Below are 14,553 nucleotides of genomic sequence, written 5' to 3' on the forward strand. Positions count from 1 at the left end.
GGCCCCGCAGACCCGAGAACCCGGCGAAAGGGCGGCCCCGCCGGCCGGAGGACCCGGGGCGGCACCCGTCCTCACTCCCGCACCCCCGCCAGCTCCACCGCCCGCCGCCGCAGCGACACCCCCGCCGGGACCACCGCCGACACGACCGCGAGGACCGCGCACGCCCCGACCGCCGCGCCGAGCGTCCCCCAGGGGATCTCGATCGGCGTCCACACCGAGAGCAGCCCGAGCGCGCCCCACATCCCGAGCAGGTTCAGCCCGGCGACCAGCGCGCCCAGCACCCCGCCGACGACGACGACCATCAGCGCCTCCGCGCCGACCAGCCGCAGCACCTGCCACCTGGTGGCCCCGGCCAGCCGCAGCACCGCGAGGTCGCGGACCCGGTCGGAGGTGGCCATGACCATGGTGTTGGCCAGCGAGATACCGGTGTAGAGCAGGGCGATCCCGAGGACCAGGAAGAAGCCCATGGTGGTGGTGCGGTTGGTCTCGGGGTAGGTGGCCGCGACCCAGGCGTCCCGGTCGAGCACCCGGGCCCCGGACGCCCCCGCCGCCGTCCGCAGCGCCTCGCCCACGGCCGCCGCGTCGGCCCCGTCCGCCACCCGGACGTCGACCCGGTCGACCGGCGCGGAGGGGGCGTTGCGCGGGGTGACGTAGACACCGTTGTTGCCGGTGCCGGTGGTCATGACGGCGGCGATGGTCAGCGACTTCCTCGTGCCGTCGCCGAGCCAGATGTCGACCCGGTCGCCGACGGTGTGCCGCTCCCACTCCTCGTTGACGATGATCGAGTCGTCGTCGAGGTCGTCCACCCGCCCGGCGGCCAGCGGCAGCGAGGCGGTCGCCGCGAGCGCGTCCGGCTCCACGGCCCGCGCGTCGGACCGGATCAGCGCCACGCCCTCCTCCAGCACGTACACCGCGCCGGACGCCCCGGGGGCGGTCTCGGCGCCCGGCACCGCCGCGAGCCGCCGGACGGTGGCCGCGTCGAGGCCGGTGTCCGTGGCCGGGGTGACGATGTAGTCGGCGGTGGTCCGGTCCCGGACCTCGGTGGCCTTGGCCTCGTTGAGAGTGGCGGTGGCGCCGAGCAGCGAACCGGCCAGTGCGACGGTGACCAGCACGGGCGCGGCGACGGCGGCGGTGCGGCGCACCCCGGCGGCGGCGTTCTCCCGGACCAGCATGCCGGCCGCGCCGGGCAGTTGGGCGGGCAGCCAGGCGATCAGCCGGGTCAGCGGGCGCACCACGACCGGCGCGAGCAGGGCGACGGCGGTGATCAGCAGCATGGGGCGGCTGACGTACGTCTTGCGCTGGAGGAGTTCCCCCGGGTTGGTCACCAGGGCCAGGACCAGTGTCGCGGCGGCGGTCAGCAGCAGTGCGGCGCCGGTCAGCCGGCGGCCCCGGGTCATCGCGCGGGTGTCCACGGACGCCTCGCGCAGCGCCTCGGTGGGGCCGGTGCGCCCGGCCCGCCAGGACGCGGCGACCACGCCGCACAGGGCGACCAGCAGGCCCGTCCAGAAGGCCAGGTGGTAGGGCCAGGTGTAGTCGCCGATGGTGAACCAGCGGGGTGCGAGCCCCTCGTCCACGGCCCAGGCGGCGAGCTTCGGCGCCCCGTAGGAGCCGAGGACGCAGCCGGCGGCGGAGGCGAGCACCCCGACGAACAGCGCCTCGGCGACGACCATGCGGCGGATCTGGCCCGGGGTGGCCCCGGCGGTCCGCAGCAGCCCGAACTCGCGCCGCCGCTGGGCGACCGCGAAGGCGAAGGTGGAGGCGACGACGAACACCGACACGAACCCGGTGACCCCGCCCGCCGTCCCGAACATGGCGTTCATCGCGGTGAGCGCCTCGCTGTCCCGGTCGGGATCGGCGTCGGCGAACCGCCGGCCGTCCCCGGTGAGCACCCGCGCGCCCGTCCCGTCGACGACCTCCCGCACGGCCGCCGCACCGGCGTCCACGACGAGCTGAAGACTGACGGGAGCGATCTCGGCGGCCCGCTCGTCCGCGTAGAACAGGGCGTCCTCGAAGCCGAGCCCGCGCACGGTCCCGACGACGGTCACCGCGCCCCGGTCGGTCCGGACCCGCTCCCCGACCCGCGCCCAGTCCCCGGAGGCGACGACCTCCCGCGCGCCCTGCGGCGCCCGCCCGGAGACGATCTCGTACGGAGCGAAGGCGGCCACCGCCCACGGATGACCGACCAGTTCCTCCGGCCCGCCCTGCGCCCGCACCGGGAACGACCGGTCCTCGACCACGGCCCCCAGTTCCCGCAGCCCGGCGACGACCTCCCCGGGCACGGGCCGGGGCGCGGCGAGATCCTGGCTGCGCTCCCCGATCGGCGTCGGCACGGTGAGCGTGTTCTGCCCCTGGACGACGACCGGTGCGGCGGCGAACCGCTCCGGCCCCCGGTCCGGGGCGTCCAGCGAGGAGGCGAGGGCCAGCCCCATCACGGCGATCAGCCCGACGCCGAGCGAGAGGGCGACGAAGCTGCCGACGAAGGTGACCCAGCGGGTGCGCAGGGTGCGCAGGGCGGTGCTCAGCACGGTGCGGCCTCCAGCTTGGTCATCCGGGAGGCGATCTCGTCGGCACCGGCCCCGACCAGTTCGCCGTTGACCCGGCCGTCGACCAGGAAGACCACCCGGTCGGCGAAGGAGGCGGCGACCGGGTCGTGGGTGACCATGATGACGGTCTGCCCCTCCCCGTCGACCATGCCCCGCAGCAGGGTGAGCACCTCACGGCTGGTCACCGAGTCCAGCGCGCCGGTCGGCTCGTCGCCGAACAGCACCTCGGGCCGGGTGATCAGGGCGCGGGCCAGCGCGACCCGCTGCTGCTGCCCGCCGGACAGCTCGCCGGGCCGGTGCCGGGCCCGGTCGCCCAGCCCGACCTGCGCCAGTACCTCCCGCAGCCGCGCCTTCGGCACCCGCTTCCCGGCCAGCCGCAGCGGCAGCGCCACATTCTGCTCGGCGGTCAGCGAGGGCAGCAGATTGAACGCCTGGAACACGAACCCGATCCGCTCCCGCCGCAGCAGGGTCAGCCTGGTCTCACTCAGCTTGGTCAGCTCGGTGTCCCCCACGCTCACCGACCCCGCCGTGGGCCGGTCCAGCCCCGCCGCGCACTGCAACAGCGTCGACTTCCCCGACCCGGAGGGCCCCATCACCGCGGTGAAGGTCGCCCGGGGAAACCCCAGGGTGACCCCGTCCAGCGCGGCGACCACGCCGTCCCCGGCCCCGTAGCGCCTGCTGACCCCCCGCAACCGAACAGCGTCGTCGCTCATCCCTCTGTCCCCCACTGGACTCGTCCCTCTCTCGATGTCCTGTCCTGTCCTGCCCTGTCCTGCCCGTCGCGCCCTGGCAGGACCCTGCACTGGCAGCACCCTGCGCGGCCCGGCGTCAACCGGGTGCGGCGGGCCCGGCCACGTACCCGATGAGCACGAACGCGGGCGCCCACAGCGCGCTGCTGACCAGCGTCCACAGCAGATACGGCCGCAACGGCATCCGCAGCGCCCCGCACAGCGTGGGCACGAGGGTGCGCAGTACGGCGGTGAACCGCCCGGCGAACACCGCCCAGCCGCCCCGTCGTTCGATCAGTGCGAGGGCGCGTTCCATGTGGCCGCCGAACCGCCCGCCCCGGCGCAGCGACGCCAGCACCAGCCGGTGCCGGTGCCGCCCGACGGCGTATCCGGCGAGGTTCCCGAGCAGCGCACCGCCCAGTGCGGCGAGCAGAGCGGCCAGGACACTGACGTGCCCGTGCGAGGCGAGCACCCCACCGGCCATCACCGCCGTCTGCCCCGGCAGCAACGCCCCCACCACGGGCACGGCCGCCTCCAGCGCGGGCAGCAGCAGCACGGCGAGCAGAATCCCCGCACTCCCCCACATCCCGAAGTACTCCACCACCCACCCCCTCGTCTCTCCGGCTCCCCCCACTCAACCGCGAGACACCCACCCAGCACATTGCACCGGCCCAGACACTCCAGGTAGTGCCAGCCCTACCCCACCACCAAAACCCAGACCCACCCCCACCCCCCAGGGGCGCGGGGATCCACCCACCCAGCCCCCCTCCCTAGGGGCGCGGGGAACTGCGCGACCGGCCCCCCACCACCCCGCACCCACCCCCAAACCCCCACCACCCCCCTCCCAGGGGCGCGGGGAACTGCGCGACCAGCCCCCACCCACCCGCACCCACCCACCCCTCCCAATCCCCCCACCCCTCACCCCTCACCCCTCACCCGGCCCGCGTAAACCGAACCCCACACCCAACCCCCTCGAACTCCCCCAAAGCCACCAACCGCATCAACTCATGAAACCGATACCGAACCCGCCCCCCACCTCCAACCCCAACCCCCACCCCAACCCCAACCCCCACCATCATCAGCACCGCAGCCTCCACCAACCGCTCAAGAACCTCCTCCGCGACCTCCTCCCCCACACACAACTCCACAGCCGCCTCAGCCGCGGTGAACGCCCCACCCCCCTGCGCGGCCAGCGCCCGCACCACCTCCTGCTCCACCACCGGCCGCTCCCGCAACGCCGCCTCCAGCACCCCCCGCGTGGCCCTCTCCCCCACCTCGCCCACCACCAGCTCCCCCAGCCGCAACCGCGGATCCGCCAGCCGCCGGGCGAGCCGCGCCGCGGGCCAGTGCGGGCGCGCGGCCAGCCGGGTGGCGGCGGCCCGCAGCGCGAGCGGCAACCCCCCGCACGCCGCGATCACCCCCGCCACCGCCTCCGGCTCCCGCTCCACCCGCTCCCGCCCGGCGACCGCCGTCACCAGGTCCAGCGACTCCCCGGTACCGAGCGGCTCCAGCACCAGCGTCCGGGGCCCCGGCACGGCCGGCAGCCGCCCCCGGCTGGTGACGATCACGGCCGCGACATCGCTGGACGGCAGCAGCGCCTCCAGATCCTGCCCCTGCCCGGCGTCGTCCAGCAGCACCAGCACGCGCCGCCCGGCGGTACGCGTCCGGTACCGCAGCACCAGATCGTCCACCTCATGAGCCCCGCCCCCCGAAACCCCGGCACCCCGCGAAACCCCCGAACCCCGCACCGCCCCCTCCCCGAGCGCCCGCAGCAACTCCCCCAGCACCACCGCCACCGGCTTCGCCACCCCGTCCGCCCCCCGCAGCCGCACATGCAGCAGCCCGTCCGGATACCCGGAGGCGACCGCGTGCGCGAGCCGCACCGCGAGCGCGGACTTGCCGACCCCGGCCATCCCGGTGATCAGCAGCCGCCGGGTCCGCCCGGGGCCACTGAGCCGGGCCCGCAACTCCTCGAACTCCCGCTCCCGCCCGATGAACTCCACCGGCGGCGGCGCCAGCGTCACGGGCGCCGCCCGCCTTCCCCCCGGCCCCCCGAAAGCCCCCCGCGACGCCCCCCGCAACTCCCCCTCCGGCAACTCCCCTTCCAGCACCCCCTGATACACCTCCCGAAGCTCCCGCCCCGGATCCACCCCCAGTTCCTCGGCCAGCACCCGGCGCCCCTCGTGGAACACCCCCAGCGCCTCGGCCTGCCGCCCGCACCGGTACAGCGCGGTCATGAGCTGGGCCCGCAGCCGCTCCCGCAGCGGGAACTCGGCGACCAGTCCGGTGAGTTCGGACACGGTCCGCTCATGGCGGCCGAGAGCGAGGTCGGCCTGGATGCGGTACTCCAGGGAGCTGCTGCGGGCCTCCTCCAGTGGGGGCAGCTCCGCCTCGGCGAGCTGCGGTGTCACATTGGCCAGCGCGGGCCCCCGCCACAGATCGAGCGCCCCCCGCAGCGCTGCCGCGGCCTCCTCGTAGCGCCCCTCCCGGAAGGCGGCCCGCCCGGTCCGGTCGAGCTGCTCGTACTCCTCGACGTCGATCCGGGCGCCCCCGGTGAGGAGTTGGTAGCCGGGCGGGCGCCGGACCAGATCGACACCGGGCCCGAGCAGCTTCCGCAGCCGGGAGACATAGGTGTAGATCTGGGCGTTCATGGTCGCGGGCGGCTGCCAGCCCCACAGGAGTTCGCTCAGCCGTTCGTCGCTGACCACCCGCCCGCGGGCGAGCAGCAGGGTGGCGAGCACCGTGTGCACCTTGGAGCCGGAGAGCGCGACCCGCCGCGCGCCGTCCCTCGCCTCCACCGGCCCGAGCAGCCGGAACTCGATCTGTCGCGCGTGTTCCCCCACCGTGTCTCCCCGTCCCCCCACACTGGTACGGCCCCCCACCGCACGCGGCGAAGCGCCGGAGCTGAACGCCGAAGCGTCGTTCGAGTCATGGTGCGGTCCGGACCGCGGCGGAATTGCGGCTTCACCTTGGCAGCAGTCTGCGGTGGCAGCAGCCTGCCGAACCGGTGGCGGAAACCCGGGGGTAGGGCTGGCCCTACCCCCGTCCCGCCCCCTGGACCGATGGTGCGGGCCCGCCCCGGGGCCCTACCGTGACCGGCATGACCGCCGGAATGCACCCCCGTACCGTCTGGCAGGCGATGTCCGGCCCCGGCTTCGCGCTGTCGCTGTGGCCGTGGCGGTCGGTGGCCTATCTGCTGACCGGGGCGCTGGCCGGGCTGGTCACCCTGGTCGGGATCACGGTCGCGGTGGCGGTCGGCGGGGTGCTGGCGATCGTGCTGGTGGGGCTGCCGCTGCTGGTGCTCACCGCGCTGGTGGGGCTGCCGGTGGCGTGGCTGGAGCGGCGGCGGCTGGGCCTGGTCGACCTGGACCCGGCACCCGGCCCGCACCGCCCGGTGCCCGCCCGCGGGGCGTGGCCCTGGCTGCGCTCCCGGCTGCGCGAGCAGTCCACCTGGCGGGAACTGGGGTACGCGCTGCTGTTCGCGGTGCTGCTGTGGCCGGTGGACGCCCTGGTGCTGACCATCGCCCTGCTCTCCCCCCTCTCCCTGGTCACCACCCCGCTCCAGATGGCGTTCATCGGCGGCGGCGAGGAGGCCAAGATCCTCAAGGCGTGGACGGTGACCGGCTGGCCGGCCGCCTGCGGGGTCGCCGTCCTCGGTGTGATCCTGCTGGCCCTGTGCGCCTATGTCCTGGGGCTCGCCGCCGGGGCCCGCGCCGAGCTGACCCGGCTGCTGATCGCCCCGCGCGACGCCGGTCTGGGCGCCCGCGTGATCGAACTCTCCCGCTCCCGCGTCCGGTTGGTGGACGCCTTCGAGGCCGAGCGCCGCCGCATCGAGCGCGATCTGCACGACGGGGCGCAGCAGCGCCTGGTGGCCCTGACGATGACGCTGGGCCTGGCCCGCCTGGACGTCCCGCCCGGCCCGCTCGCCGACCAGCTCGCCACGGCCCACGAGGAGGCCGGCAAGGCCCTGGCGGAGCTGCGCGAGCTGATCCACGGCATCCATCCCAAGGTGCTGGCCGACTACGGGCTGGTGGCCGCGGTCACCGACGCCGCCGACCGCTCCGCGGTCCCCGTGGACGTCGATCTGGATCTCGCGGGACGGCTCCCCCAGTCCGTCGAGTCGGCGGCGTACTTCGTGGTGTGCGAGGCGCTCGCCAATGTGGCCCGGCACAGCGGCGCCGACCGGGCCGGGATCAGCGGCGGCCACCGGGACGGACGGCTGCTGCTGCGGGTCCGGGACAACGGCCGGGGCGGCGCCTCGCCCGCCTCCGGCACCGGGCTGACCGGCCTCGCCGACCGGGTCTCCGTCCTGGATGGCAAACTCTCGCTGTCCAGCCCGCCGGGCGGACCGACCCTCCTGTCCGTGGAGATCCCTTGCGAGTGGACCGAGCCCTGCGCGTAGTACTGGCCGAGGACAGCGTGCTGCTGCGCGACGGGCTGATCGCCCTGCTGGAGCGCTGCGGCCACCGGGTCGTGGCGGCGGTCGGCGACGCCGAGTCCCTGATCACTGCGGTCGGCGAGCACGATCCGGACATCGTCCTCACCGATGTCCGGATGCCCCCCGGCTTCCAGGACGAGGGCCTGCACGCGGCGGTCCGGCTGCGCGAGGCCCGCCCCACCCTCCCGGTCCTGGTCCTCAGCCAGTACGTCCAGCGCACCTACGCCTCCGACCTGCTGGACTCCGGCGACGGCACCGGCGTCGGCTATCTCCTCAAGGACCGGGTCGGGCAGGTCGAGGAGTTCACCGAGGCCCTCGGCGAGGTCGCCGCGGGCGGCACGGTCGTCGACCCCGAGGTCGTCCGCCAGCTCCTGCGTCGCCGCCGCGACCCCCTGGAGCGGCTCACGCCCCGGGAGCGCGAGGTGCTGGGCCTGATCGCCCAGGGCAAGTCCAACAGCGCCATCGCCCGTGAACTCGTCGTCTCCGAGGCCGCCGTCGGCAAGCACATCGGCAGCATCCTCGCCAAGCTCGACCTCCCCCCGGCCGAGGAGACCCACCGCCGCGTCCTCGCGGTCCTCGCCTACCTCCGCGCCTGACCCGGATCCCGCCCGGCCCCCGCCCGTACCCCGGCGGCGGGCGGTCCCGCACACCCTCCGACTGATTCAAATTCCAAGCACTATCTTGAACTTTCAATATCTTCGCCGTAGGTTCCTCACAGGCAGGGGGATCACCCCCGAGCCCCACCTCGGTGCGCCCGAAATCCAGGGCGGAACAGCCCAAAGCCCTTCAGGCCCCCTGAACTCCCTTTCTCTCCCCGAAAGTTGAGGAACCACCATGTTCGACCGCCGTTCCCTGCTGCGTACCGGCAGCGCCGCGACCCTGGGCGCGATAGCCCTCACCGCCGTCGCCGGCGGCACCGACCTGGCCACGGCCGCCGCGAACAACCCGGACCTGCTGGGAGACCCGTCCCAGGACCCGAGCGAGCAATATCCGTTCCCGAAGCGCCTGACCCACCAGGAACGGCTGCACCTCAAGCGGTTCGACGAGCTGGACTTCGTCGTCTACTCCGGTCAGCAGTGGTCCCGTCTCGGCGAGAGCCACTCCGACACCATCCGCGTCCACTGGCCCGACGGCCACTACACCGACGGCATCGACCGGCACATCGAGGACCTGAAGGCCCAGTTCGTCTGGGCGCCGGACACCCGTATCTCCCAGCACCCGATCCGTATCGCCAAGGACAACCTCACCGCCGTCACCGGGGTGTCCCGGGGCACCTTCTCCCGCCCGATGCCGGACGGACAGGGCGGCTTCATCCAGCCGACCGGCCAGAAGTTCGCCATCAACATGGTCACCGTCGGCCTGTGGAACAAGCGCGGCGTCATGGACGAGGAGTTCCTCTTCTGGGACGCCCAGACCTTCATGCAGCAAATCGGCGTCGGCTGACCCCCCACCCCGCCCCACCCCCGCCACGACGACGACTCGATCACGAAAGGACATCGCATGGCCCCGCCCGTCCCGGCACCCCCCGCACTCTCCGCCAGGGCCGATTCCCCCCACGACGGCGACCACGCCGGCGACCACGCCGCCACCGCGCACGCCTACGACGCCGGTCTGCTGCTGCTGCGGCTGGCGACCGGCGCGATCATGTTCGCCCACGGAGCCCAGAAGCTCTTCGGCTGGTTCGGCGGCGGCGGCATCGAGGGCACCGGCGCGTTCTTCTCGATGAGCGGCTACCCCGCCGGTGAGACCTTCGCCCTGATAGCCGGGCTCAGCGAGACCCTGGGAGCCATCGGCCTGCTGCTCGGGCTGCTGACCCCACTGGCCGCCGCAGCGGTGTTCGGCGCCCTGCTCAACGCCGTCGCCCTGAAGTGGGACGGCGGCTTCTTCGCCCCCGAGGGCTACGAGTTCGAGCTGCTGATCACGGCCGTCGCCGCGGCCGTCGCCCTGACCGGGCCGGGCCGCTACGCCGTCGACCGCTTCCTCCCCGGACTCCGGGCACACCGCCTGGGCTACGGCGCGGCAGCCGTCGCGGTGGGACTGGTCGTCGCCGGCGCGGTCCTCCTCGCCCGCAGGTGACACGGGCGGCGCACCTCCGTGCAACCCCCTGCCCACCACGGAGGACCCCGGCCGTGAGACACCTCACCGCCGGGGCCCTCCCGCACCCGTCCGCACCCCCTGTTTCCGTATGTTTCCGGGCGCTGTTGGTCATGCGTTGGTCATCCGTCGATCATGCGCGACCAAGCCGATTTCCGCCCGTCCCCCATCACCCGCGCCCTCTCCTCAGACGGGCCAGGAGCGTTCCGGTTCGTCCAGCCAGACGGTCTGCCGTCCCGCTGTCACCGTGAGCCCGAACCGCTCATGCCCTGGTCTCCCTTCCCGCTCCCACCACCGGTAGGCGGCTTCGGCTTCGTCCCAGAGACGACGGGGGCCGGACTGCCAGACGCGCGCCGTGCCACCGTCACGGAACATCACGCAGGCCCACGAACGATCGGTGAGCCCGTAGAACCACACCGGCCGCGCGCCGTCCGCTTGCCGGCGACGACGTGGTGACAGTCCGGCACCCGGACACCGACGGCGAACCGCTGAGGACTGAACCGCTTGCCCAGGAACGCGTCCTTGCAGGATGGAACGAACACCACGCGAGTGGCACAAACCGCGAAGCGGAAAACTCCTGCCCGTTCGGGCAGGAAGCCCAGCACGCGGCTCGACAAGTGGAGCAGCAACCGAGGCAGAGGGAACGGCCACGGCCGGGCACGAGACCAAGATCCGGCCACACATCACCCCGCACATCGGGAACGTGAGGCTGTGCGATGTGACCGATGACATGCCAGGTGACCTCCACCGGCTTCCGGAGACCCGGTCGCACCCCTCGAACCAGGCCAAATCTCCCGACGCCAAGAGTGCGCGGCACGTCCCCCACACCGCAGACCCGGCTTCGGCCCCGGAGGACTTCCGCATCCATGATCTGCGTCACAGCCAGGTGACGTAGATCATGAAGGCGGGACAGAACCCGGAGAAGGTGTCGGCGAACCGGCGAAGACGGGGACGCGTTGGTCACACCGTGGGTCACACCAGCCCCTGAAAAACAGAAAAACCCCAGATGAACTGGGGTCTCTCATGGTGCGCGAGGGGGGAGTTGAACCCCCACGCCCTTGCGGGCACTGGAACCTGAATCCAGCGCGTCTGCCTATTCCGCCACCCGCGCATTGGGTGTGTCTTCCGGCGCTGGGCTCTTTCGGGCTGGGGCCTTCCGACACGCAGAACATTAGCACGGTGGACCGGGTCGGTTCACATCCCTTACCGGTGCCCGAAGCCCATGGCCACAGCCCCGTCCGCCCCGCGTATCAACCTCGTACCGGTACCCCCGCTCTTCCCGGGAGCCGGGAAGAGTCCACAGCCGGGTGCGGGACACTGGATCGCGTCCGCCTCTACGATCCTTGGGCAGAACCACGCTCCGGAACCGCAAAGAGTTCGAAGAGGCACTCCAGCGGGAACGGTCGCAGGCGTCGAAACCCTTCGACCGGCCCGACAGGGGGAACCAGCCGATTGAGCGGCGCGTGGATACGATCAGTAAGCAGTACCAAGTAAGCAGTACCGGTGGGCGGCGCGGCACAGAGCGCGACGGCCGCCGCGCCGGCCGCAGTGCCCGCACCATCTGTAGTACCCGCACTACCCGCAGTACCCACAGTGGCAACGACGGAGGAGGTGCCCCATGGGAGTCCTGAAGAAGTTCGAGCAGCGGCTCGAAGGCCTGGTCAACGGCACCTTCGCCAAAGTGTTCAAGTCCGAGGTCCAGCCCGTGGAGATCGCCGGCGCGCTCCAGCGCGAGTGCGACAACAACGCCACGATCTGGAACCGCGACCGGACCGTCGTGCCCAACGACTTCATCGTGGAGCTGAGCGCGCCGGACTTCGAGCGCCTCAGCCCCTATTCCGGCCAGCTCGGCGACGAGCTGGCCGGAATGGTGCGCGACTACGCCAAGCAGCAGCGCTACACCTTCCTGGGACCGATCAAGGTCAATCTGGAGAAGGCGGAGGATCTCGACACCGGCCTGTACCGGGTGCGCAGCCGGACGCTCGCCTCCTCCACCAGCCAGCCCGGCCCCTCCGGCCCCCTCACGCTCCCGCCCGGCCCGGGAGCGGGCCCGCAGCGCCCCGGCGGACCGGGCGGCCCCGGCGGTCCCAGCGGCCCCGGTGGTCCCGGATATCCGCCGCAGCCCGCAGGCGCCCCTCCGATGCCCGCCGCGCCCCCGCCCGGCGGTGGGGGCCGCCCGGCCGGACAGGGCGGCGGGTACGGCTATCCGCAGCCCGCCTCCCCCGGTGGCGGCGCGCGCACCCGGCACTGGATCGAGATCAACGGCACCCGCCACCAGATCTCCCGCCCGACGCTGGTGCTGGGCCGCAGCACCGAGGCCGACGTGCGGATCGACGACCCCGGCGTCTCCCGCCGGCACTGCGAGATCCGGACCGGAACGCCCTCGACGATCCAGGATCTCGGGTCCACCAACGGCATCGTGGTGGACGGACAGCACACCACCCGCGCTACGCTCCGCGACGGCTCGCGGATCGTCGTGGGCAGCACCACCGTTATCTACAGGCAAGCCGAAGGGTGATCCGGGGGCAATGTCAGAGCTGACCCTCACGGTCATGCGGCTGGGTTTTCTGGCCGTGTTGTGGCTGTTCGTGATCGTGGCCGTGCAGGTCATCCGCAGCGATCTGTTCGGGACGCGCGTCACTCAGCGCGGGTCCCGGCGGGAATCGGGGCGGGGGCAGCAGACGGCCCGCCAGACCCCACCGCCCCAGCGCCAGCAGCCGGCCGGTGGCCGGTCGCGGCGCAACGCGCCCACCAAGCTGGTGGTGACGGAGGGCACCCTCACCGGCACCACGGTCGCGCTCCAGGGCCAGACCATCACCCTGGGCCGCGCCCACGACAGCACGATCGTCCTGGACGACGACTACGCCTCCAGCCGCCACGCCCGGATCTACCCGGACCGGGACGGCCAGTGGATCGTGGAGGACCTCGGCTCCACCAACGGCACGTATCTCGACCGGAACCGGCTGACGACGCCCACCCCGATTCCGCTGGGTGCGCCGATCCGCATCGGCAAGACGGTCATCGAGCTGCGGAAGTAGTGCCACGTCATGAATGAGCGCGAGCGGAGCGAGCACGCAGCGACAGTCCCCACCCGGGACCCTTGCGCGCTCCCGACCGGAGGGTGGGCAGTGTGGCTCGACACGACCGGCTGTACCCGGAGCCGACGGGCGAGGTGGGCATGAGCCTGTCACTGCGCTTCGCCGCCGGATCGCACAAGGGCATGATCCGGGAGGGCAACGAGGACTCCGGTTACGCCGGGCCCCGACTGCTCGCCATCGCCGACGGCATGGGCGGCGCCGCCGCCGGCGAGGTCGCCTCCTCCGAGGCGATCTCCACCATCGTCGCCCTCGACGAGGACATCCCCGGCTCGGACCTCCTCACCTCGCTCGGCACGGCCGTACAGCGCGCCAACGACCAACTGCGCGCCATGGTCGAGGTCGACCCCCAGCTCGAAGGCATGGGCACCACGCTCACCGCCCTGCTCTGGACCGGCCAGCGCCTCGGCCTGGTCCATGTCGGCGACTCCCGCGCCTATCTGCTGCGCGACGGCGTCCTCACCCAGATCACCCAGGACCACACCTGGGTGCAGCGGCTGGTGGACGAGGGCCGGATCACCGAGGAGGAGGCCACCACCCATCCGCAGCGCTCCCTGCTGATGCGCGCGCTGGGCAGCGGCGACCATGTGGAACCGGATCTGTCGATCCGTGAGGTCCGGGCCGGCGACCGGTACCTGATCTGCTCCGACGGCCTGTCCGGGGTGGTCTCGCACCAGACCCTGGAGGACACCCTCGCCAGCTACCAGGGCCCCCAGGAGACCGTGGCCGAGCTGATCCAGCTCGCGCTGCGCGGCGGCGGCCCCGACAACATCACCGTGATCGTCGCGGACGTGCTGGACCTGGACACCACCGACACCCTCGCCGGGCAGTTGTCCGACGCCCCGGTGGTGGTCGGCGCGGTGGCCGAGAACCAGAGCCAGCTCGCCGACAACGGGATCATGCAGACCCCGGCCGGCCGCGCCTCCGGACTCGGCCGCCGCCAGGTGCCCGGCCAGGGCGGCGGCGAGTTCGGCCCGCCCGGCTCCGGCGACACCACCGGCTTCATCCCCACCGACGGCTTCGGCTACGGCGACGACGACTTCGCCAAGCCCCGCAGGGGCCGCCGCTGGCTGAAGCGGTCGGTGTACGGGGTGCTGGCGCTGGCGGTGCTCGGCGGCGGACTGTACGGCGGCTGGCGCTGGACCCAGACGCAGTACTACGTCGGCACCAACGGCGAGCATGTGGCGCTGTACCGGGGGATCAGCCAGGACCTGGCCTGGGTCTCGCTCTCGGATGTCGAGCGCGACCACCCCGAGATCGAACTCAAGTACCTGCCGCCCTACCAGCAGAAGATGGTGGAGGCCACGATCGCCGAGGGCGGGCTGGACAACGCCCAGTCCAAGATCGACGAACTGGCCCTCCAGGCGTCCGCGTGCAAGAAGCAGTCGGAGCGGCAGGCGGCCGAGAGCGCCCAGAACTCCGCGTCCGGCGAGGGCGAGGCCGGCGGCACCACGGGAACCACCCGTTCCTCGTTCACGTCAAAGGCGACACCGACCCCGACGCCGACGCCGGATTCCTCGACCAATCCGGCCGAGTCCTCGTCTCCGAATCCCGACCAGTCCACGTCCCCGCCCGCGACCACTCCCAGCCCCGGCCCGAGCCTGTCGGAGGAAGAGCAGAAGGTCGTCTCCAATTGCGGTACGCAGTGAGCACGC

Annotated in this window: 11 protein-coding genes, 1 tRNA gene and 1 pseudogene; 7 read left to right on the forward strand and 6 right to left on the reverse strand. The window is 72.9% G+C overall.

Features of this window, described 5'->3' with window-relative positions; all coding sequences use genetic code 11:
• Positions 1–71 precede the first annotated feature (71 nt).
• The 4 genes from AB0O01_RS25400 to AB0O01_RS25415 all read right to left on the reverse strand — a co-directional run bounded on the left by AB0O01_RS25400 (position 72) and on the right by AB0O01_RS25415 (position 6,114).
• Complete coding sequence (locus AB0O01_RS25400) at positions 72–2,525, reverse strand: FtsX-like permease family protein (protein ID WP_365316782.1); 2,454 nt, start codon at positions 2,523–2,525, stop codon at positions 72–74.
• The gene (locus tag AB0O01_RS25405; RefSeq protein ID WP_365316783.1) at positions 2,519–3,256 is read right to left on the reverse strand and encodes an ABC transporter ATP-binding protein; all 738 of its coding nucleotides are present in this window, start codon (positions 3,254–3,256) and stop codon (positions 2,519–2,521) included. The genes AB0O01_RS25400 and AB0O01_RS25405 overlap by 7 nt, the downstream gene beginning before the upstream one ends.
• Positions 3,257–3,371: 115 nt before the next feature.
• Complete coding sequence (locus tag AB0O01_RS25410; RefSeq protein ID WP_365316784.1) at positions 3,372–3,872, reverse strand: DedA family protein; 501 nt, start codon at positions 3,870–3,872, stop codon at positions 3,372–3,374.
• A 331-nt stretch (positions 3,873–4,203) separates the two neighbouring features.
• Positions 4,204–6,114: a BTAD domain-containing putative transcriptional regulator gene (locus AB0O01_RS25415; protein ID WP_365316786.1), complete on the reverse strand. Its 1,911-nt coding sequence runs from the start codon at positions 6,112–6,114 to the stop codon at positions 4,204–4,206.
• Positions 6,115–6,383: 269 nt separating this feature from the next.
• Here AB0O01_RS25415 and AB0O01_RS25420 point away from each other — a divergent pair, with 269 nt between their 5' ends.
• From AB0O01_RS25420 to AB0O01_RS25435, 4 genes are all read left to right on the forward strand, one after another.
• Positions 6,384–7,673 (forward strand): sensor histidine kinase, encoded by a 1,290-nt coding sequence (locus AB0O01_RS25420; RefSeq protein WP_365316888.1) that lies wholly within the window; start codon positions 6,384–6,386, stop codon positions 7,671–7,673.
• Complete coding sequence (locus tag AB0O01_RS25425; protein ID WP_365316788.1) at positions 7,646–8,305, forward strand: response regulator transcription factor; 660 nt, start codon at positions 7,646–7,648, stop codon at positions 8,303–8,305. Before AB0O01_RS25420 ends, AB0O01_RS25425 begins: the two co-directional genes overlap by 28 nt.
• A gap of 238 nt (positions 8,306–8,543) precedes the next feature.
• Complete coding sequence (locus tag AB0O01_RS25430; protein WP_365316790.1) at positions 8,544–9,152, forward strand: hypothetical protein; 609 nt, start codon at positions 8,544–8,546, stop codon at positions 9,150–9,152.
• Positions 9,153–9,353: 201 nt separating this feature from the next.
• On the forward strand, positions 9,354–9,785 hold the full coding sequence (locus AB0O01_RS25435) for a DoxX family membrane protein (protein WP_365316890.1): 432 nt from the start codon (positions 9,354–9,356) through the stop codon (positions 9,783–9,785).
• A gap of 204 nt (positions 9,786–9,989) precedes the next feature.
• On the opposite strand, the pseudogene AB0O01_RS25440 reads toward AB0O01_RS25435, so the two are convergent.
• Both AB0O01_RS25440 and AB0O01_RS25445 read right to left on the reverse strand, forming a co-directional pair.
• Positions 9,990–10,327 (reverse strand): annotated as a pseudogene (locus AB0O01_RS25440) (protein-L-isoaspartate(D-aspartate) O-methyltransferase); the annotation flags it as partial.
• A 500-nt stretch (positions 10,328–10,827) separates the two neighbouring features.
• Positions 10,828–10,914: transfer RNA gene (locus tag AB0O01_RS25445), tRNA-Leu, on the reverse strand.
• Positions 10,915–11,421: 507 nt separating this feature from the next.
• Here AB0O01_RS25445 and AB0O01_RS25450 point away from each other — a divergent pair.
• The 3 genes from AB0O01_RS25450 (at position 11,422) to AB0O01_RS25460 (ending at position 14,547) form a co-directional block, all read left to right on the forward strand.
• Positions 11,422–12,321 (forward strand): DUF3662 and FHA domain-containing protein, encoded by a 900-nt coding sequence (locus tag AB0O01_RS25450; RefSeq protein WP_365316791.1) that lies wholly within the window; start codon positions 11,422–11,424, stop codon positions 12,319–12,321.
• Positions 12,322–12,331: 10 nt separating this feature from the next.
• Positions 12,332–12,841: an FHA domain-containing protein gene (locus AB0O01_RS25455; RefSeq protein WP_365316792.1), complete on the forward strand. Its 510-nt coding sequence runs from the start codon at positions 12,332–12,334 to the stop codon at positions 12,839–12,841.
• A 92-nt stretch (positions 12,842–12,933) separates the two neighbouring features.
• Positions 12,934–14,547, forward strand: a complete 1,614-nt coding sequence (locus tag AB0O01_RS25460; RefSeq protein WP_365316794.1) for a protein phosphatase 2C domain-containing protein — start codon at positions 12,934–12,936, stop codon at positions 14,545–14,547.
• Positions 14,548–14,553 lie beyond the last annotated feature (6 nt).

The sequence above is a fragment of the Streptomyces sp. NPDC093252 genome, assembly GCF_040683675.1.
Classification (GTDB): Bacteria; Actinomycetota; Actinomycetes; order Streptomycetales; family Streptomycetaceae; genus Streptomyces.

What these genes read in the sequence shown, in the direction of transcription:
- AB0O01_RS25455 (WP_365316792.1), top strand. Translation starts at nt 12,332, where the DNA reads ATGTCAGAGCTGACCCTCACGGTCATGCGGCTGGGTTTTCTGGCCGTG.
- AB0O01_RS25420 (WP_365316888.1), top strand. Translation starts at nt 6,384, where the DNA reads ATGCACCCCCGTACCGTCTGGCAGGCGATGTCCGGCCCCGGCTTCGCG.
- AB0O01_RS25450 (WP_365316791.1), top strand. Translation starts at nt 11,422, where the DNA reads ATGGGAGTCCTGAAGAAGTTCGAGCAGCGGCTCGAAGGCCTGGTCAAC.
- AB0O01_RS25430 (WP_365316790.1), top strand. Translation starts at nt 8,544, where the DNA reads ATGTTCGACCGCCGTTCCCTGCTGCGTACCGGCAGCGCCGCGACCCTG.
- AB0O01_RS25435 (WP_365316890.1), top strand. Translation starts at nt 9,354, where the DNA reads ATGTTCGCCCACGGAGCCCAGAAGCTCTTCGGCTGGTTCGGCGGCGGC.
- AB0O01_RS25405 (WP_365316783.1), bottom strand. Translation starts at nt 3,256, where the DNA reads ATGAGCGACGACGCTGTTCGGTTGCGGGGGGTCAGCAGGCGCTACGGG.